Genomic DNA, 19,767 nt, shown 5'->3' on the forward strand with positions numbered 1-19,767 from the left:
ATTTTCTATTCTTTACGTTACTACGATTCCCTTAGAGCGACCTCTTAAGTATAGTTAGGTAACTTATAACTACATTATTTATGGACTTAACTCGGGAAATGTAAGGGAGGTAATATGCAGTTTCTTTGGCCTGTTCGTGTTTATTATGAAGATACTGATGCCGGTGGTGTTGTTTATCACGCCAGTTATCTGAAGTATTTTGAACGTGCTAGAACTGAACTACTCAGAGAAAAAGGTTTTTATCAGCATGATTTACGGGAGTATGATCATGTTGTATTTGTTGTACGTAAATTATCAATAGAATATATTGCGCCAGCTCGACTTGATAATCTTTTGCAAATAGAAAGTGAAATTACTACATTGCGTGGTGCTTCAATGACATTTTCTCAAAAGATTATTAATGAAGATGGTTGTGTATTGTGTAGCGCAGAAGTGCTCGTTGTCTGCGTAGATTCATCAAAAATGAAGCCTGTAGCGCTTCCTAAGTCCATTATCGCGGAGTTTAAGTAGTGGCTGACATGAATGTTATCGATCTCTTCCTAAAAGCAGGGCTTTTAGTCAAGTTGATCATGTTGCTTTTAATCGGATTTTCTATTGCATCTTGGGCGATTATTATTCAGCGAACTAAAGTTCTGAATGCCGCCGATCGTGAAGCTGCAGATTTTGAAGATAAATTCTGGTCAGGTACTGATTTGGCACGTTTATATAAAGATAGCCAAGCTCGTCGTGATGAGTTATCTGGCTCAGAGCAGATTTTTCATTCTGGCTTTAAAGAGTTTGCACGTTTGCATCAAGCAAGCGTTCATGCACCTGATGCGGTTGTTAATGGTGCATCAAGGGCGATGCGTGTCTCTTTCAATCGTGAATTAGAATCTTTAGAAAATCATATTCCTTTCCTTGGTACTGTCGGTTCGATCAGCCCATATATTGGTCTGTTCGGTACAGTTTGGGGGATCATGCATGCATTTATTGCATTAGGTAGTGTTAAACAAGCAACATTACAAATGGTCGCACCCGGCATTGCTGAAGCTCTAATTGCAACAGCTATCGGTTTATTTGCGGCAATCCCCGCAGTTATGGCTTATAACCGGTTTACGCAGCGTGTAAATAAACTGGAACAAAGTTACGATAACTTTATGGAAGAGTTCCTGACGATTTTACATCGCCAAGCTTTTGCCTCCGCAGAAAAGAAATAGTTAACGCAGAAGGAGAGAGCTGATGGCACGGGGTCGCAGTAGCCGCCGAGGCGTAAAATCAGAGATTAACATTGTTCCTTTGCTAGACGTATTATTAGTGCTGTTACTTATTTTTATGGCAACAGCACCTATTATCTCGCAAAGTGTTGAGGTTGATCTTCCTGAAGCAACAGAGACACAAACTGTTTCAAGTAGCGATAACCCTCCTGTAATTGTCGAAGTTGCAGGTGTTGGGCAATACAACATTCGTGTTGATCAGGAAGTATTAGAATTATTACCACAAGAACAGATTATGGCTGAAGCCAAACGACAATTGGAAAAAAATCCGAAAGTTGTATTTCTTATTGGCGGTGCTAAAGATGTTCCTTATGATGAGATAATTAAAGCGCTCAACATGTTACGTCAAGCAGGTGTTAAATCTGTAGGTTTAATGACTCAGCCTATGTAATTAGGTTGAAATAAGTTTGGATGATAGCGTGGGAAAGAAGACGAAACCAATCCGAAGTAAATTGAGCGGTTCAGTTATCTTGTCTACCGCCTTGCATTTACTCGTTATCGCATTGCTTATCTGGGGGTCATTAACTCAGAAATGGGATTTAGGTGGTGGCGGTGGACAAGACGGGCAAGTTATTGATGCTATTATGGTCGATCCTAATGCTGTGGTACAACAGTATAATCAGCAGAAAGCACAACAAGCTAACGTCCAAAAAGCCGAGCAAGTGCGTAAAGAGCGTGCAGAGCAACAAGAAGAAGAGTTGCGTCAGCAGCAAATAAAAGAACAAGAACGTTTGAAAACGTTAGAAGTTGAACGTTTACAAGCTAAAGAGGCGGCAGAAGCTCAAAAACGTGAAGCTGCATTAGCCGCTGCAAAAGCAAAAGAAGAACAAAAAGTTGCAGAAGAAGCGGCTGCGCAAGCGAAAGCAGAGCGTGATCGCATCTTAAAAGAACAAGCGGATGCTAAACAACAAGCTGAAGCCGAAGCAAAAAAACAAGCTGAGTTAGCAGCGAAACAAAAAGCAGAAGAGGCGAAAGCTAAAGCCGAGGCAGAAGCTAAAGCTAAAGCAGAGGCCGATGCAAAAGCGAAAGCTGAAGCGGATGCTAAAGCAAAAGCCGCAGCAGAGGCAAAAGCTAAAGCTGCTGCGGAAGCTAAAGCCAAAGCTGCGGCTCAACAGCAGAGTAAGGCCGTTGATAGTTTACTCGATGGCTTAATGGCTGATGGTAGCAAACAAAGCGGTGCCTCAGCAGCGGGTCAAGGTGGTGGAAATCGCACTGGTGCGAATGATGCTGGTATTGATCGCTATACAGGGCAAGTGAAAATTGCTATTGAGCAGAAGTTTTTTGATTCTGATTTATACAAAGGTCGTAAGTGTGATCTTAAAATAAGTATTGCACCAGACGGAATGTTGGTAAGCGCGAAAGCGGTAGGTGGAGATCCGGCTTTATGCCAAGTCGCATTACAAGCGGCTAAAATGGCAACATTACCTAAGCCACCAAAGGATATTTACGAGAAAGTAAAATCACCGACAATTGAGTTTAAGCCATAAAACTGTCTGATAGTAGGAAAACATACACTAATTTATAGCTATTTTAGAATGTTATTGATGCGTTGTATGGTGTTGTTGAAAAGCGTTTGTTACTATTCTGTGCGTTATTGCGTAATAACCGCAATAATAAAAGGGAGACATGATGAAGCAGGCATTAAATGTTATTTTCGGACTTTTAATTTTATGCGTAACCACTCTGGCCAACGCTGAGGTTCGAATTGAAATTACACAAGGGGTGAATACTGCTCGCCCTATCGGTGTCGTTCCTTTTAAATGGGAAGGTACTGGTCAAATGCCAGAAGATGTTGCTGGTATCATTGCAGCTGATTTACGAAATAGCGGAAAATTCAATCCGATTGATGTATCTCGTATACCTCAACAACCGGTTACTGCTTCTGAAGTCCAACCTGCACTTTGGACTGCATTAGGCATTGATTCTGTTGTCGTTGGACGTGTGCAACCATCAGCGGATGGTCAATATTTAGTTAGCTATCAGTTAGTGGATGTTGCTGGCTCACCGGGTGCAGTTTTATCTCAAAGTGAGTTTAAAGTGCCATCTAAATGGTTACGTTACTCTGCACATACTGCTAGTGATGAAGTTTTTGAAAAACTGACTGGTATTCGTGGTGCATTCCGTACACGTATTGCTTATGTTGTTGTGACAAATGGTGGCGCATATCCTTATGAATTGCGCGTTTCAGATTATGATGGATTTAACCAAGATCGTGTTTATCGTTCATCACAGCCATTAATGTCACCAGCATGGTCGCCAGATGGTGCTAAACTTGCATATGTGACCTTTGAAAGTGGTCAATCTGCTTTAGTGGTACAAACATTAGCAACAGGTGAAATTCGCCAAATTGCATCATTCCCAAGACATAATGGTGCACCTTCGTTTTCACCAGATGGTTCTAAACTTGCATTTGCTCTTTCTAAGAGCGGTAGCTTAAATCTGTATGTTATGGATTTAGCGAGTGGGAATATGACACAGGTAACCAATGGCAGAAGTAATAATACCGAGCCAACTTGGATGCCTGATGGACAAACTTTGGTCTATACTTCAGATCAAGGTGGAAATCCTCAGATTTATAAGGTTAATATTAACGGTGGAACACCAGAGCGTATTACTTGGGAAGGTAAACAAAACCAGAACCCAGCAGTAAGCCCAGATGGTAGTTTCTTAGTTATGGTGAGTTCTGAAAGCGGTAGGCAACATATCGCTAAGCAGGATCTGGAAACGAATTCCGTACAATATCTAACAGATACGTTTCTGGATGAAACGCCAAGCATCGCGCCTAACGGCACAATGGTTATTTATAGCTCTACACAAGGCTTAGGCACCATTTTGCAGCTAGTATCGACTGATGGACGTTTCAAAGCGCGTCTTCCGGCGACTGATGGTCAGGTTAAAGCACCTGCCTGGTCACCGTTTATGTGATGCATAAAAATTATGTATGGCAAACAAATAAAGGAACAAATAGAGATGCAATTAAACAAAGTGTTTAAAGGGTTGATGTTAGCATTACCACTCGTTGCTGTTGCAGCATGTAGCTCAAACAAAAACGACGATCAAGCTGATACAAACAATGTACCAGTTGTTGAACAAGGTCCTACTGCTGAAGAATTAGCACGTCAGCAATTAGAACAACTGAAACAACAAAACATCGTTTACTTCGGTTTTGACAAATATGACATTAGCTCAGACTACGCTAACCTGTTAGACGCACACGCTGCATTCCTGCGTGCAAATCCATCAGTACGTATCACTGTAGAAGGTCATGCTGACGAACGCGGTACTCCAGAATACAACATCGCTCTGGGCGAACGTCGTGCTAACGCTGTGAAAATGTACCTGCAAGGTAAAGGCGTATCAGCTGATCAACTGTCAATCGTTTCTTACGGTAAAGAAAAACCAGCTGTACTGGGTCATGACGAAGCCGCTTACGCGAAAAACCGTCGTGCAGTACTGGATTACTAAGAGAACGGCATGAACAACAGTAACTTCAGACCTTTCTTGATGAGTCTGTTGTTACTGGTTGGCGTAGCGGCTCCTGTAGCCGCTATTGCCCAAGCGCCAATCAGTAATATCGGTTCAGGTTCGACCGATGAACGACTCGCCCAACTTGAGCGTTTTTCAAATGCTCACAGTCAGCTTTTGACCCAATTACAGCAACAACTCGCTGATTCTCAGCGTGATATTGATATGTTACGTGGTCAAATTCAGGAAAATCAATACCAGTTAAATCAAGTTGTTGAACGCCAACGCAATATCTATCAACAATTAGATAGCCTTGGTGGCGGAGCTTCAACATCAACAGAAGCCACTCAACCTGATAATACTGCTTCTTCAGCACCTTCTGCTGCAACTAGCTCAGGACAAGGTGATGAGAAGGCCGATTATAATGCAGCAATTGATATCGTATTGAATTCTAAAGATTACGATAAGGCGATTGTTGAATTAAACAACTTTATCAATAACTATCCAAAGTCTAGCTATCAATCAAATGCACAATTTTGGTTGGGTCAGATGTATTATCTAAAAGGTAATAAGGATCAGGCTGCAAGCACATTTGCTATCGTTGTTAAAAACTATCCAAAATCTCAAAAAGCAAGTGAAGCCTTTTATAAAATTGGTTTGATCATGCAAGAGAAAGGGCAAAAGGATAATGCTAAAGCTGTTTACCAACAAGTGATTAAGCAATATCCAAATAGCGCTGGCGCTAAATTAGCGCAAAAGCAGCTAGGAACACTCTAATTATTGACCCCGTAATGTAAAATGTTGCATTTTCGGGGTTAAATGATTGTTTTTTCAACGGTTGAATTTTTTTTTGAAAAAAAACGTTGCACAAAAACATTAAATCAGTATTATTACCCGCCGTTGCCACAGAGAATGTGGCGAGTTCGAAAAAGGGTCGTTAGCTCAGTCGGTAGAGCAGTTGACTTTTAATCAATTGGTCGGGCGTTCGAATCGCCCACGACCCACCATTTTCGAATACCAATCCGTTTTTATTGAAATGGGTCGTTAGCTCAGTCGGTAGAGCAGTTGACTTTTAATCAATTGGTCGGGCGTTCGAATCGCCCACGACCCACCATTTCAAACATCTCTCTGTATATCGATCATTCCCTAAATTATCATTTCCTAAATAATAAAGAAACACTTAACTATTTTTCTGTTTCTTGATAGTGCAATTTATCGCTTTATTAAACAATGAAGATAGTTTTCTCAAAATGGAAAAAACTACCTAGCCTTAATCTAAAATGACATTCAAATCAGTAATGACAAATAATTGATGACGTGATTTGGGTGTATTCATTTTCAGTCAAAAATTCATTATCGATTAACCAATCACTGACCAATTTTTGCGTTTTTATTGCTGTATCAATAGGGTGATTGAGGCGTTTCGATGCATCAAGAAAAAATGCCATTATAATCGAAAGTGTTGCTGCTGATTCATAGGGGGTACTCATTGCAAGAGTACTTTCCAATGATCGTAATGAATAAAATTTAGGTAGCCATTCTTTTAAGTTTTTCCCTTGATACCAAACATCTTGCGTTGGTACATTGTGTAACGCAACTTGTTCAAGTAACGCCATCAGCCATTCACGCATATCATGTATACGATAATTTGCAGACCAAAATTCATGACGTAGAATGGCTATAGCGACTTGTGTCGCCTCAAACCAGAATTCTTGAGCATTGTTACATGCTTGCTCTTTTGAAAGCGTAGGGGGCGTTATAGTGCTAATTTCAGGAAGCCCGTCACATAAACTCGTTTTATCAAGTAAGATTTGATATCCACGCTGGTAAACTGGGCTAAGTCCTTCAGTTTTCATGTTAAAAATACGCTCAGGTTCTGCCATCATAATGTCCATTTTGCGACCTTGAGCTAAGACATGTAAATAAATAGGCCAAAACTTACTTTTGGGATCTTCACACTCCAGCTGTAAGCTGACAAGAGCATCACCGAATTGTGATAACCAATGTTGGTTTTTTGCGAGCTCTGTCGCACCATAACCGATAAGCTCTATATCAATATCAGAATAACTGTCTATCTTTCTATTGCGTCCTAACGATCCTGTTAGTACTACTGCCTCAATTCTAGGATCGAGGAGAGCAAAAGATAGCATGCGATCGATTAAACGTGTTGTTGGCTCCATATTTCTCTCTAATAAGTAAAATGTAATAAAGTTATTTGTCGTTTTTATTGTATAAAAAGTAAAATTAGAATAATTTGTTTAGTATGTGAAACATTTTTTTGTTATTTTTCTAAATAAGAAGAATAATGTTTAATATTATAAACTAAGTACCATTATAAATATGAATTTATAATATATCTTTACTACTTTGCAAAGATGTCGCAATAACCCATATTTTCTTTGTTTTTCTCTATGATTAAGTCGGGGTTGTAAAATGGATGTGATGAGTTGGTTTAGTATCAATAATATTTTAGTCAATATCCCACTCGGAGACGGTGGATATCCACTCTCATGGATTGAAGCTGTTGGCACTATCGCTGGTCTATTGTGTATTTGGCTGGCAAGCCAGGAAAAAATTATCAACTATTTATTTGGACTTATTAATGTCACCTTGTTTGCCATTATTTTTTTCCAAATTCAGCTATACGCCAGCTTACTCCTTCAAATATTTTTCTTTGCCGCTAATATTTATGGATGGTATGCATGGAGCAGAGTGAATGACTTTGAGCAAGCTACGCTGAGAATACGTTGGTTAAAATCGAGTCATCGTCTTTTCTTAATCGTTGTTTCGATAGCTGCCATTGCTGCTCTTACTTTCAATATTGATACTGTATTTGGTTATTTAGCCGTTGTTGCTGTTGATATATTAAATGTCTTTGGTGCAAATTTAGCTACACCAGTTCTTGAACCTGATGCTTACCCATTCTGGGACTCTACAATGACAGTTCTTTCCATTGTGGCGATGATCTTAATGACGCGTAAATTAGTTGAAAACTGGCTAGTTTGGTCAGTTATTAACGTGATTAGTATTGTTATATTCTACAAACAGGGCGTTTATGCAATGTCTATTGAATATATCATCTTACTGGCTATCGCTATTAATGGTTCCCGTTTGTGGATCAAAACAGCAAAACGCTCTAGCAGAAATAATTATCTCTCCTAATAAAAAAGGCTGGCAGAGTTATCTTTCTCTCCAGCCTTACTATTCGTTGTTTTTATTCTTATCTTTACCGCAATTTTGAATCATTATTTCGCTTAAATGCGCTATTTCCCTTTATATTGAAATTTTTAGAAAGGTGACTATAGGTGCTTTAGGTTGAAAGGGTGTTTACAGATAGAAAATGAATGGTTAGATTGGAAAAGCAATAATAACATTGACTAGATAACATAGAGTGGATACACGGGAATGAATTATCAAAATGATGACCTTAAAATAACACAAATTAATGAACTCTTACCGCCAGTTGCTTTATTGGAAAAGTTTCCAGCAACTGATAATGCGGCTTTTACAGTTCGTCATGCCCGTGAAGCTATTCATCAAATCCTAGCAGGAAAAGATGATCGTCTATTAGTGGTAATTGGACCTTGTTCTATTCATGATCCGAAAGCTGCGTTGGAGTATGCGCAACGTTTAAGCCTCATTAGAGAAGAGCTTAAAGATAAACTTGAAATTGTTATGCGTGTTTATTTTGAAAAACCACGCACAACAGTAGGCTGGAAAGGCTTAATTAATGATCCTCATATGGATCATACCTTTGATATTAATGAAGGCTTGCGTATCGCTCGTAATCTTTTATTAACTATCAACGATAGTGGCTTGCCAACTGCTGGCGAGTTTTTAGATATGATAACACCTCAATACGTTGCTGATTTAATGAGTTGGGGTGCTATTGGAGCTCGTACTACTGAATCTCAGGTACACCGTGAGTTATCTTCAGGTTTATCTTGTCCTGTTGGTTTTAAAAATGGTACAGATGGAACTATTAAAGTTGCTATTGATGCAATTAATGCCGCAGGATCACCACACTGTTTTCTTTCTGTAACCAAATGGGGTCATTCAGCCATTGTGCGCACAGCGGGTAATGGCGATTGCCATATTATTTTACGTGGTGGTAAAGAGCCAAATTACAGCGCTGAACATGTTGCAGCGGTAAAAGAAGGGCTTAAAAAAGCAGGTTTACCACAAAATGTGATGGTTGACTTCAGCCACGCCAATAGTAGCAAGAAATTTGAGAAACAAATGGAAGTTGGTGCTGATATTTGCCAACAAATTAGCGCAGGTGAAAAAGCATTAATTGGTGTTATGGTTGAAAGTCATTTAGTGGAAGGTAGTCAGTCATTAGAGAGTGGTGAACCTTTGGTTTACGGTAAAAGTATCACAGATGCCTGTATTGGTTGGGATGATACAGAAACGCTGTTACGCCAATTAGCAAATGCAGTTGTCGCTCGTCGTAATAAAGCGTAATAATTAAATTAAAAGTATAAAAATGCCACTTTTAAAAGTGGCATTTTTTTTATGTAACTCAAAATAACAGTAAAATTACTTCGCTTTACCTTGGTTAGCAACAGCGGCTGCTTTTGCTGCGATTTCGTCAGCATTACCTAAGTAGTAACGTTTGATTGGTTTCATGTTTTCATCAAATTCGTAAACTAAAGGTACAGCTGTTGGGATATTCAGCTCAAGAATTTCATCTTCGCTCATGTTGTCTAGGTATTTAACCAGAGCACGCAGTGAGTTACCGTGAGCTGCAATAATCACTTTCTCACCAGAAGCAACACGTGGTTTGATAACTTCTTCCCAGTATGGTGTTACACGGTCGATAGTTAATGCTAGGCTTTCTGTTAATGGCAGTTCTGCCGCAGTTAAAGATGCATAACGAGGATCTTTACCTGGGAAACGTTCATCGTCTTTAGTTAATTCTGGTGGAGTGATAGCAAAACCACGACGCCATTGTTTAACTTGCTCATCACCGTATTTTTCAGCAGTTTCAGCTTTGTTTAATCCTTGCAGAGCACCGTAATGACGTTCGTTTAATTTCCAGCATTTTTCAACTGGCAGCCATTGTTGATCAACTTGATCAAGAATGTTCCACAGGGTGTGAATTGCGCGTTTCAGAACAGAAGTATATGCATAGTCAAAAACGAAACCTTCAGCTTTCAGCAGTTTACCTGCTTCTTGCGCTTCATTACGGCCTTTTTCGGACAGCTCAACGTCAGTCCAGCCTGTAAAACGGTTTTCTTTGTTCCATACACTTTCACCGTGTCGAACTAGCACAAGCTTAGTTACTGCCATAGTTTAGACTCCTATAATTACTTTCTTAATATAAGTTTAAAATTAGCACTTCAATCATTATATGGATCATCGACAAGAACGCCAAACATAAGTGACAAAACAAGGGGGATTAAGTCAAAAATGTCGTTTATTCGATGAATTATTGCGCAGTTGTCACACCTTTTGCTTAATCGTTCAAGCTATTAATCTAGCGGGATCGGCGTAAAAAAACAAAATATCCGTTTTGTGTAAAAAATAGACGAAAATGACGTCCATAAAAACGACAGATCTTTTATTTATTATTGTTTAAATAACAAGCAAGAAAATGTCGATTTAAATAAAAATTCAGACCTAAGTTTAGCGTTAATTTATAAAATCATTGCCCTGATTATGGCAGTAAAAATCAACATTTAACAAATTTCTTGCTGGTAACGATAAATTTCGCCTTCTTTAATAAAAGTCAATCGATGAGTAATACATAATGGCGCATCTTCTTGATGGTGGCTTACAAACAAAAGTTGCGTATTACTGTGGCTTATCATGATATCAATAAAACGCTGTACTAAGAGTCGGTTTGTTGTGTCTAATCCTTGCAGTGGTTCATCGAGAATGAGCAAAGTAGGGTGCTTAACTAATGCTCTAACAATTAAAACTAAGCGTTGTTGACCCCACGACAAGGAATGGAATGGATGATTAGCATGTGCGGTTAAACCAATTAACGCTAACCATTCATCAGCGAGTTTAAACTGTTTATCTGTAATTGCTTGATAAATGCCTATAGAGTCATGAAAACCTGAAATAATGACATTTTTTACCGTTGAAGAAACACGGTAACTCTGATGTAAGGCATTACTGACATAACCAATATGGCGTTTAATTTCCCATATTGTTTCACCACTTCCTCTTTTACGGCCAAATAGCGTTAAGTCATTGCTATAGCCTTGAGGGTGATCACCCGTAATTAAACTTAATAATGTCGATTTCCCTGTACCATTAGGGCCTAAAATCTGCCAATGTTGCTGAGGTTTTACCTCCCAGTTTAAATGGTGAAGAACAGGTTTGTCGTTATAGCTCACTACACCATCGTTTAGCACAATAGGAGAAAGAGTCGGTGATAGTTGAGGAATGGCATCAGGCGAATCTTGTTTAGGTAATGTGAGATTTTCTAGCGTTTCACTGTGAGATAATTGGTCTATTACTGAGTCAGATAAAACTTGTTCTTTCTTGCCGTTGGCTACCAATTCACAATTAATCAGTAGACCTGCATACTGAATAAAATCAGGAATATCGTTAAAACGATTTAGAATTAGTACGATAGTTAGATTTTGTTGATGTAATAGTGTTAACAATTCATTTAAAGCATGGCGAGAATCCACATCTAACCCATCAAAAGGCTCATCTAAAATAATTAAATCAGGTTTATTCATTAAGAGTTGAATAAGCAATATTTTTCGAGATTCACCAGTAGAAAGATATTTAAATCGTCTTGATAGCAAGTATTCAACACCAAATTGTTTGGCTAATAAAAAGCATCTGTCATCATCTTTAACTTGCATTTGGATAACTTGGGCTACGGTTAAACCAGTATCTTCTTCACCTTCACTTAATAAATCTGTGTTATTACGACGCCACTCCTCTTCAATCATTTTTTGTAGTTTTTCAAAAGAGAGGCTAATTGGACGAGAAAATGTGCTGATAAATTCACCAGAGAGCAATATACCTTCTTGGCATAATGCATTTGCTAAGGCAGTTTTGCCACTTCCATTACTGCCTACAAATGCCCAACTTTCACCTTCGTTTATGGCTAAATTGTCAATTTGTAAACAGAGTTTATCGCTTAAGCGGAATTGTGTTTTGTTGAGTTGTAAGTGTTTCATTATTATTAGCCTTATTTTTTTAATGTAAGCTAAGTGCAAGTTAAGTATCTAGCAATATAGGGTTAATAGAAACTTGTCAATATTTGCTGAAAGAACTTTTTCTAAAAGTCTTATACACCTACTATTTAATGATAACTTTTAAAATGTGTTTCTTATGTAAATATATAAATATCTCTTTAAGGATGATTTATATATGCATAAATTTAAAAACATAAACTTATTCTGTTTTATATTTTTACTCATTAGTAAGAATAGTTTTTCTTTGAATAATGAAAATGTAAACAGTAATTGCTTTCTTATTGATAAAGTTGATCTTACAGGAAGTACTCTATTAGATTATAGAAATATATCTAAAGTGATTTCACCGTATCTACAACAATGTCTAACATTAAATGATATGCAAGAGGTCGCTAAATCAATTACTAATAATTATATTGAAAAAGGTTATGTTACTTCACAAGCTATTATTCCAGAGCAAGATCTCTCTAATCATAAGTTAGTAATAAGGATTATTGAAGGCAGAATAAAAAATATTTCTATCGATGGTGTTTCATCTAGATTAATTGATATTATTTTTCCTTCTATTAAAGGAGAAGTTTTAAATCTACGAGATTTAGAACATGGATTAGAACAGCTTAATCGGTTAACAACAGCGCAATATGCCTTGGATATTCAACCAAGCGATAGTGTGGGATATTCATCTGTAACTATTAATCGAAAAGCTAAAAAACTCCCTTTAAAGAATCGATTAACAATTGATAATTCAGGAACAGAAACAACAGGAAAGATCTTACTTACTAACACGACAACAATAGATTCTTTATTTGGCTTGGGTGAACAGTGGATTTTTTCACTAAAAACAAATACAGATTTCCCTCATGCTCACTATTCTCGTGCTTATACTGCAAGTGTGAATATCCCTTATGACTATTGGTTTTATCAATACCAGTTATCTGATAGTAGTTCATCTTATTCCTTCCAAAATAATCACAAATATATTTATAAAAACAAAAATAGAGATCAGCAATTTGATATTAGTCGTCTAGTTTATCGAGATAATAAACAACGAATAACACTAAAGGGAACGTTAAAGCATAAGAAAGCAAAAACACAGTTAGCACAACAAAAATTATTAATAAATAGTCCCACATTGACTTCTTTATCATTTAGCCCTGAATATACTTTAAGTTTACATAATGGATATTTAATCATTAATCCAACTGCTGAGTTTGGGATCTCTCTTTTTGGTGCGACACCTGATTATATTGCTGATAATTCACCTCGTAGCCATTATCGAAAATTAAGTTTAAATTTAAGTTATCAATATTTATTAACTGATCAATTTTTCTATCTTACTTCATTTCATAGTCAATATACGCCTGATAATCTTTATGGTTCGGAAAAAATAGCAATAGATGTAATAAAGGCTGTTCGTGGGTATAAAAAAACAAATTTTAATGCTAATAGCGGATTTTATTGGCGCAATGAAATAAGTATATCACCAATAAGTTCTTTTTTAGGAAAATGGAATTTTATTTTTGCGCTTGATTATGGTGTTGTTCATTCAGATCAATATGAAACCGAAAAGAACAAAATAATTGGAAGTGCAATAGGCATTTCTTTCTATCATTCCACTTTTTCTTCTCAGATATTAATTAATAAACCTATGTTTTATCCCAGATCATTAAAGCCAGATTGCTGGTCTTTTTATTGGTCCATTTCTCTTGCTATTTAAATGTTAGGAGTTTTTATGTGTGAAAAGGATATTTCTTGGAAACAACGTTTAATAAGTTATGGCATAGCTTATGTCATTGCTATTTATCCATTACATCCAGCTTGGAGTTTAGCAATTACGCCATCCGATAAAACGATTAAAGTTAATCAACAAAATACTGTTCCTATTATTAATATTTCAACACCTAATAATCTTGGTATTTCTCATAATAAGTTTCATTCGTTCAATGTTAGCAAGCAAGGTGTTGTACTTAATAATGCGACAACTTCTGTTAACACACAATTAGCCAAACAAGTGAATGCAAATACCCATTTAAAAGGTAGTGCTGCTCATTTAATTATTAATGAAGTGGTGGGAAATGGGCGCTCACAATTACAAGGAAAACTGGAAGTTGCAGGAGAACAAGCGAAAGTTGTTATTGCTAATCCAAATGGCATTACGTGTGATGGCTGTTCGTTTATAAATACCCCAGCAATTACGCTCACAACAGGAAAACCTCTTTTTAACCCTCAAGGTGCTTATTCGGCAATAGAAGTGAAAAAAGGCGGTGTTGTTATTGGTACGCAAGGTATAGATCTCCAAACTCAGGATTATGCCGACATTATCAGCCGTAGTATTGAATTAAATGGAAAAATTAACGCTAAAACCCTTTCTTTAATGCAAGGAAATAACCGTATTGATTTTGATAAAGGTACAGTAAATAGCATTAATGGTGAAGGCGTTAAACCTACGCTATCTATTGATACAAAAGCGTTAGGTGGAATGTATGCTAATCAAATACGTCTAGTTAGCACAGAAAAAGGTGTTGGTGTTAATTTAAGTCATATTAAAACAAACCAAAACAGTGTGAATTTAACCATTGATGGAAAAATTACCTTTAATGGCAATATTCAATCTGATCAAGATATTAATGTTAGTAGTAAAGAACTACAAATTAATAGTAATACAAAGTTAAAAGCCAAAAGAGATATTACTTTAGCAACTAATACGCTGATTAATCATAGTGAAATTATCTCAGAGAAAGATATACGTTTATTTGCAGATAAACTCACTAATAAAGGCGAAAAGGCGCTTATTCAAGCGAAAGATAATTTATGGATACAGAGAAATGCGCAGGGTGAACCAAGCACTTTAATTGAAAATCAATCCGCCACGATAAAAACAGAAAAGGGTGATTTGATTATTAGAACTAAGAAATTGGTTAATGAATCTATAACACCTTTATTTAAAGAGATAAAACAAGAGCCTGATTCTAAACTCTCTATAAATATCGGTAATCACCTTCTCCTTCCATCTAGAAGTCCTACTGATGATTTTCTTTTAGTTATTGCATTTCCTGAGTTAAAAAATTTCTCTTATAAAAAATGGTTTGATATTTTAGATTTAAAAAATAATGGAGGAGTTAATGTAGAACGTTCATGTTTTGAAAAAAGTAATAAATATGTTCCTAGTATTATTTCTTCAGGAAATAATTTATATATACAATCTAATGATTTTATTAATAACCAATCTAGAATTATTGCAGATAATAATTTAATTGCAACAGGAAGCAGTGCAAAATTATATTATTATCGTTCTGCATATCTTAATAAATGGGAACATTATTCTAATGATAATGCTCATCTTTATTATCGGGATGATATAATAAAATATAAGCTTGATGAAGCTAAATTTAATAAGGTAAGTCATTTTGTTCCTTTTGTGAAAACGGGTAGTCATTATGAATTTTCTGTAAATGATGTCTCTGATTATATAATAAAAGCAGGTAATAATTTAGTATTAGATTTTAAAAATAGTATAGATTTAGAGCGTAAACTTCCATTTACAGAAAAAGAAATAAAAAAATTCAGAGGGTTATCAGATTTTGAAAATACTATATTAGCTAAAAATATATTATTAAATGCTAATAATGTGAATGTTTCTTTAAATTTAACAGCAAACGATTCTTTATCTATTATTGCTGATAAAAGTATAAACATAAATAATTCAAAATTGCTAGCTGATGAAAATATAAGTTTGACATCGATAGATACTATAAAATTTGAGAATATAGATGTAACAGCAAAATATTTTTCTGCTATAACTAAAAAGGGAAATATTAGTCATTTATTTAATCCTACCACATTTTATACTCTAAAAGGTATTAAATCACCATATGTTGATATTCCTGAAAAAATATATTTTAATTCTGGGAAAAATATTGATATTTCAAATGTAATAATTAATAAATCCAATGAATTAAATTTATCTGCGCTAGAAGATATTAAAATAAATCGTGATGAATCTTTTCTTTTTAATTTAGTACCTTTTATTAGAGATAGTGGGTATATTCCAGCATTTTTAATTAACATGGGGATTTTGGAAAGTAATAATATAGCTTTTACTTCAGGTAAAGATATTATTAGTCAAGGAATAAAATATAATAGTAATAAAGCCATAACCTTTAATGCCGGACAGGATATTTTTCTTTCCTCTAAATCAATAAAAGATGCCGATCCTTTCTTTAGTGATATTCATTATCCTCAATTACAATCTAAATTATTTTCAGACAATAACCTTATTTTAAACGCCGCTCGTGATATTGATTTAACTTCAACCATATTAAATTCAAAAGATAAAGTCATTGTATTAGCCGGTAGAAATATAAAGCTGGGTGCAAACGCTTATTCTGCTATCAAAGATCCCCATGAAAATGCTCAAGATATCCAGTATGCCACAGCAACGATAACTGGCAATAAAGGCATTTCTATTGCGTCATCAGGTACATTAATCACAGAAGGAAGTTCATTTAAATCAGAGGGTGATGTCACTATTTCAAGTGGTGACAATATTCAATTGGGATCAGTAAGAACGCATTTTCGTAAAGAGTCGGGTTCTGATTTAGAAGAACTTCGTAAACAAGTCAGTACTGAAATTAATAGTGGTAATAATTTAACATTATTATCTGAAGGCAGTATTTTATTTCAGGCATCAAAATTAACTGCAAATAAAGAGATGGATATCGCCGCTAAAGGAGGATTCCTTTACGCGCAAGCGATGGAAGAATCGAGTTACTACAAAGAAGAAAAGAAAAAATGTAATTGGCGGACTTTGTGTGTTACTAAAAAGAAATATACGAAAACATTTTATGACACCAATAATAAAGTTACCGAGTTTATTACTAATGGCAATATTAATTTATTTGCTAAAGATGATATCACTTTAGAAGCTACTAAAATTGATACAGCAAAAAATGCCAAGTTAACCAGTAAAATAGGAAAAGTTAATTTTAAAGCAGTAAAAAACACGGCCTTTAAACAAGTTATTACCAATTCAAAAGATATTTATATTACTCAGCGTGATCAGGGATATACCAAAGGAATATGGGTATTACCTGAACTTTATATTGGTGGAATGCTCACAATTGATGCCCCAAAAGGCATATCTGCGGATATTAAAGCTAAGAAAAAAGAATCACTAGAACAAGCATTAACTGTTTTAAGTAATACACCAGAATATGTTTGGCTTAAAGATCTCCAACATCAAGAAAATATTAATTGGAATTTAGTTAAAGACACTTATTCCAATTGGGATGATAAAACTCAGCAATTAAATCCTGTTGTCGGTGCGGTCATTGCTATCGCGGTAGGGGTTGCAACTTACGGTACAGCAACCGCGGCAACCATTGGTGGAATGGCAAGTGAAGCCACCATTGCGGCAGGTGCATCAGCCAGTGTGGCTTCGACGGCATCGGTTGCGGCACAAGCGGGTTTTGCCTCTTTAGTATCTCAAGCTACAGTCTCTTTAGCTGAGAACAAAGGCAGTATTTATAAAACTATTGAATCACTCGGTCGTAGCGACACTGTCAAGTCTGTCGTTACAAGTATGGTGGTTGCAGGGGCATTGCAAGGTCTTGACCAATTTATGGGTTGGGATCAGGCAATCCAAGGTGGAACATTACCTTCAACAGGCAAGTTACTTGCGACCGATAGCGCAACATGGAATCAAGTTGCACAACGCGTTGCCTCTCATTCAGTCGTTAGTTCAACATTGGGCACTGCCATTCAAGGTGGCAGTTTTATTGATAATTTTAAAACCGCGCTATTAAGCAATATTGGCAGTCAATTCCATGCAGAAGGTGCCAACCTAATTGGTGATAACGGTGCTGTATTAGGACATGCGGGAAAGGTGTTAAGTCATTCCATCGTGGCAGGTATTAGTGCAGAAATTGCAGGAGGTAGTGTTACAGGAGCTGTCGCGGGTGCCTTAGCGGCAGAAATAGCGGCGATATCACTACAAAGTAAATTATTTGAGCCTAGTTATTTAAATGAAACTGACAGACAAGTTGCATTAATTCAAGAGGCACTACAGGGCAATGAAGGAAAAACACAGCTCACTAAATTAATTGGTGCACTGACAGGCGCTATTGTGACTCGTAAGCCTGAGGGCGTATTTTCTGCGGCTAATTCTGCTGAGTTGGTTTATCGGCATAATTACAGTGAGCATATGTTTTCTAATTTAGCCTTAGAAAATAATAAAGATATGATCGCAGCTTCGAAGGGAGATGTTGCAGCAGCAGAAAGAGTTGTAAATCGACAAAATGCAGGAATGGTTGCAATCGCTTTTGGCTTAGGAGGAAGTGCAAGTTTTATTGCTGGTCATACTGTCATTGCAGCAACACCTGAACTTATCACTATTGCTCAAGTTGCATTTAATACCTGTAAAGCTAACTGGGTTTATTGTACTAATCAGCTAGGTATTAATATTGCAGGGATATCGGCTCCAGAAGCAGCAATAGCAGGCGTCACTTTTGGCAGTGGTTATAAGGTGTTAGCAAGTTCAGAAGAAAGTGCTAAAGCTTTTTCGAGCATGTTAGCTAATAGCTCAAAGTCTTTAATAACGTCAGGCAAATTAAATATTACTGCTATAAAACCGATAGTAGAACAAGAAAAATTATTAATAGCAGCAAATAAAAAAGTTATTGAAATAATCAACAACGGGGAACTTATAACATATTCAGGAGTAACTACGAATGGATATAAAGTATCTAATGGAGCCAAAACAGTAGTTTCTAAAAATGAATTAGAATATCCTATTGTTCAATCTAGGATTAATATTGATAATGGTAACTTAAAGCGTGGTTGGGTACATGTGATTCATCGGCATTTTTCAGATAAAAATGCTAGCCAATTCACTATAAGTCAAGTAGATTTAAAGCTAATACTTCAAAGTAATGATATTTCAAAAATAAAAATTAGTAGAATCATCAATAGTAAAGATGAAAAATTGTATGAAAGAGTTATTATATTAGATAAATATATTGGTATTGATAAATTTACTAAAAACTCAACGAATATCATAACAATTTTAACGGATAATTTAGGTAATTTAGTAACGGTAACGCCAGGAAGACTAAAATGAAATTAATTGGTTCTAGAAAAGAAATGATTATTAAGGATAGGTTAATTAAAAATGAAGGTTCTATTCTAAAAAATGAAAAAATTAATTGTCTTTTAAAAAATAGATTCTCTAATATAATAAGTGTATATTGTTTGGAGCATGTTTTAGAAGAAGATTATGATCTGTATACATTATTAGTTAATAAAGATTCTATTGTTGAGTTTGAATTATCTAGATTTAATGGTGAATTTAAAGATATCAATATATCATCATTAGATTTATATTCAAAAAAAATAAAGGATAAAAAATTAAGGTTAAAACTACTTGTTGCGGTAAATTTACCAAAATAGGTAACTGTTTTCGTTTTATTGTTCCAACTATTTATGCAACGATAGAAGATATTCCTGAAGAGTTAAGAAAATATATTGTAGTCTCTGATAGTATTGATTTTACCAAAGATAGATTGCTCGATAACAATAAAATTAGTGATTATTTTACTCGCATGTATTCAAAATAAATAAATTAGATAATAATCTTTAATAGAAATATTAATCAATCCAAAACCATTACTTAATATTATTTTAAAAATAATAATTAGGTGGTGGTTTTTATTTAAAAATACTTAAATTGATAAATATTCTGGAGAAAGAAAGGAAAGTGCTGAGATTTTACCAAGTTATGTTAAATCAAAAACTCTATAACTAGGTGTTCCTGCAAGAACAACCAAAGAACAATGGGATGCAATAAATAATTCTATCAAAAATGCATCTTCAAAAAATATTAAGAT

15 protein-coding genes and 2 tRNA genes are annotated in these 19,767 nt (G+C 35.7%); 14 read left to right on the forward strand and 3 right to left on the reverse strand.

The genetic code is table 11. The annotated features are described in order from the left end of the window. Nucleotides 1–114 precede the first annotated feature (114 nt). From ybgC to C0T34_RS06310, 9 genes are all read left to right on the forward strand, one after another. Entirely contained in the window at nt 115–510 is a 396-nt protein-coding gene (gene ybgC / locus C0T34_RS06270) for a tol-pal system-associated acyl-CoA thioesterase (protein WP_098943850.1), read from the forward strand. Beyond that, nucleotides 510–1,196 (forward strand): Tol-Pal system protein TolQ, encoded by a 687-nt coding sequence (gene tolQ, locus C0T34_RS06275; protein ID WP_075672726.1) that lies wholly within the window; start codon nt 510–512, stop codon nt 1,194–1,196. The genes ybgC and tolQ overlap by 1 nt, the downstream gene beginning before the upstream one ends. Before the next feature lie 22 nt (nt 1,197–1,218). After that, complete coding sequence (gene tolR, locus C0T34_RS06280; RefSeq protein WP_023581195.1) at nt 1,219–1,644, forward strand: colicin uptake protein TolR; 426 nt, start codon at nt 1,219–1,221, stop codon at nt 1,642–1,644. 28 nt (nt 1,645–1,672) lie between these two features. After that, nucleotides 1,673–2,740 (forward strand): cell envelope integrity protein TolA, encoded by a 1,068-nt coding sequence (gene tolA, locus C0T34_RS06285; protein ID WP_098943849.1) that lies wholly within the window; start codon nt 1,673–1,675, stop codon nt 2,738–2,740. Between the two features lie 142 nt (nt 2,741–2,882). After that, the gene (gene tolB, locus C0T34_RS06290; RefSeq protein WP_075672728.1) at nt 2,883–4,178 is read left to right on the forward strand and encodes a Tol-Pal system beta propeller repeat protein TolB; all 1,296 of its coding nucleotides are present in this window, start codon (nt 2,883–2,885) and stop codon (nt 4,176–4,178) included. A gap of 45 nt (nt 4,179–4,223) precedes the next feature. Next, nucleotides 4,224–4,718 carry a peptidoglycan-associated lipoprotein Pal gene (gene pal / locus C0T34_RS06295; RefSeq protein WP_075672729.1) on the forward strand — a complete coding sequence of 165 codons (495 nt, stop codon included), beginning with the start codon at nt 4,224–4,226 and terminating at the stop codon, nt 4,716–4,718. A 9-nt stretch (nt 4,719–4,727) separates the two neighbouring features. After that, on the forward strand, nt 4,728–5,495 hold the full coding sequence (gene ybgF, locus C0T34_RS06300) for a tol-pal system protein YbgF (RefSeq protein WP_098943848.1): 768 nt from the start codon (nt 4,728–4,730) through the stop codon (nt 5,493–5,495). A 154-nt stretch (nt 5,496–5,649) separates the two neighbouring features. Next, nucleotides 5,650–5,725: transfer RNA gene (locus C0T34_RS06305), tRNA-Lys, on the forward strand. 31 nt (nt 5,726–5,756) lie between these two features. After that, nucleotides 5,757–5,832: transfer RNA gene (locus C0T34_RS06310), tRNA-Lys, on the forward strand. 178 nt (nt 5,833–6,010) lie between these two features. Here C0T34_RS06310 and C0T34_RS06315 read toward each other — a convergent pair. Continuing rightward, a complete protein-coding gene (locus tag C0T34_RS06315; protein ID WP_098943847.1) occupies nt 6,011–6,898 on the reverse strand; it encodes an aminoglycoside 6-adenylyltransferase in 888 nt (295 codons plus the stop codon). Nucleotides 6,899–7,151: 253 nt separating this feature from the next. Between C0T34_RS06315 and pnuC the strand changes: the two genes are divergently transcribed. Together pnuC and aroG are read left to right on the forward strand one after the other, a co-directional pair. After that, on the forward strand, nt 7,152–7,880 hold the full coding sequence (gene pnuC / locus C0T34_RS06320) for a nicotinamide riboside transporter PnuC (RefSeq protein WP_098943846.1): 729 nt from the start codon (nt 7,152–7,154) through the stop codon (nt 7,878–7,880). Nucleotides 7,881–8,123: 243 nt separating this feature from the next. Beyond that, nucleotides 8,124–9,182: a 3-deoxy-7-phosphoheptulonate synthase AroG gene (aroG, locus tag C0T34_RS06325; RefSeq protein WP_109849864.1), complete on the forward strand. Its 1,059-nt coding sequence runs from the start codon at nt 8,124–8,126 to the stop codon at nt 9,180–9,182. 75 nt (nt 9,183–9,257) lie between these two features. On the opposite strand, the gene gpmA is transcribed toward aroG, so the two are convergent. Together gpmA and modF are read right to left on the reverse strand one after the other, a co-directional pair. Then, nucleotides 9,258–10,010, reverse strand: a complete 753-nt coding sequence (gene gpmA, locus C0T34_RS06330; RefSeq protein ID WP_036938379.1) for a 2,3-diphosphoglycerate-dependent phosphoglycerate mutase — start codon at nt 10,008–10,010, stop codon at nt 9,258–9,260. A 389-nt stretch (nt 10,011–10,399) separates the two neighbouring features. Then, the gene (modF, locus tag C0T34_RS06335) at nt 10,400–11,866 is read right to left on the reverse strand and encodes a molybdate ABC transporter ATP-binding protein ModF (protein WP_109849865.1); all 1,467 of its coding nucleotides are present in this window, start codon (nt 11,864–11,866) and stop codon (nt 10,400–10,402) included. Between the two features lie 193 nt (nt 11,867–12,059). Between modF and C0T34_RS06340 the strand changes: the two genes are divergently transcribed. Genes C0T34_RS06340 through C0T34_RS06350 form a run of 3 tightly spaced genes read left to right on the forward strand, consistent with a single transcriptional unit; the run spans nt 12,060 to nt 19,330 of the window. After that, nucleotides 12,060–13,601, forward strand: a complete 1,542-nt coding sequence (locus C0T34_RS06340; RefSeq protein ID WP_109849866.1) for a ShlB/FhaC/HecB family hemolysin secretion/activation protein — start codon at nt 12,060–12,062, stop codon at nt 13,599–13,601. A gap of 15 nt (nt 13,602–13,616) precedes the next feature. Next, nucleotides 13,617–19,001, forward strand: coding sequence for a DUF637 domain-containing protein (locus tag C0T34_RS06345; protein WP_109849867.1), 5,385 nt, complete (start codon nt 13,617–13,619; stop codon nt 18,999–19,001). Continuing rightward, nucleotides 18,998–19,330, forward strand: coding sequence for a hypothetical protein (locus C0T34_RS06350; RefSeq protein WP_069369151.1), 333 nt, complete (start codon nt 18,998–19,000; stop codon nt 19,328–19,330). The genes C0T34_RS06345 and C0T34_RS06350 overlap by 4 nt, the downstream gene beginning before the upstream one ends. The last annotated feature ends 437 nt before the right edge of the window (nt 19,331–19,767 follow it).

The sequence above is a fragment of the Proteus sp. CA142267 genome, from assembly GCF_003336825.1.
Taxonomy (GTDB): domain Bacteria; phylum Pseudomonadota; class Gammaproteobacteria; order Enterobacterales; family Enterobacteriaceae; genus Proteus; species Proteus terrae.

What these genes read in the sequence shown, in the direction of transcription:
- C0T34_RS06350 (WP_069369151.1), top strand. Translation starts at nt 18,998, where the DNA reads ATGAAATTAATTGGTTCTAGAAAAGAAATGATTATTAAGGATAGGTTA.
- C0T34_RS06345 (WP_109849867.1), top strand. Translation starts at nt 13,617, where the DNA reads ATGTGTGAAAAGGATATTTCTTGGAAACAACGTTTAATAAGTTATGGC.
- gpmA (WP_036938379.1), bottom strand. Translation starts at nt 10,010, where the DNA reads ATGGCAGTAACTAAGCTTGTGCTAGTTCGACACGGTGAAAGTGTATGG.
- pnuC (WP_098943846.1), top strand. Translation starts at nt 7,152, where the DNA reads ATGGATGTGATGAGTTGGTTTAGTATCAATAATATTTTAGTCAATATC.
- ybgC (WP_098943850.1), top strand. Translation starts at nt 115, where the DNA reads ATGCAGTTTCTTTGGCCTGTTCGTGTTTATTATGAAGATACTGATGCC.
- tolR (WP_023581195.1), top strand. Translation starts at nt 1,219, where the DNA reads ATGGCACGGGGTCGCAGTAGCCGCCGAGGCGTAAAATCAGAGATTAAC.
- C0T34_RS06315 (WP_098943847.1), bottom strand. Translation starts at nt 6,898, where the DNA reads ATGGAGCCAACAACACGTTTAATCGATCGCATGCTATCTTTTGCTCTC.
- modF (WP_109849865.1), bottom strand. Translation starts at nt 11,866, where the DNA reads ATGAAACACTTACAACTCAACAAAACACAATTCCGCTTAAGCGATAAA.
- ybgF (WP_098943848.1), top strand. Translation starts at nt 4,728, where the DNA reads ATGAACAACAGTAACTTCAGACCTTTCTTGATGAGTCTGTTGTTACTG.
- tolB (WP_075672728.1), top strand. Translation starts at nt 2,883, where the DNA reads ATGAAGCAGGCATTAAATGTTATTTTCGGACTTTTAATTTTATGCGTA.
- C0T34_RS06340 (WP_109849866.1), top strand. Translation starts at nt 12,060, where the DNA reads ATGCATAAATTTAAAAACATAAACTTATTCTGTTTTATATTTTTACTC.
- pal (WP_075672729.1), top strand. Translation starts at nt 4,224, where the DNA reads ATGCAATTAAACAAAGTGTTTAAAGGGTTGATGTTAGCATTACCACTC.
- aroG (WP_109849864.1), top strand. Translation starts at nt 8,124, where the DNA reads ATGAATTATCAAAATGATGACCTTAAAATAACACAAATTAATGAACTC.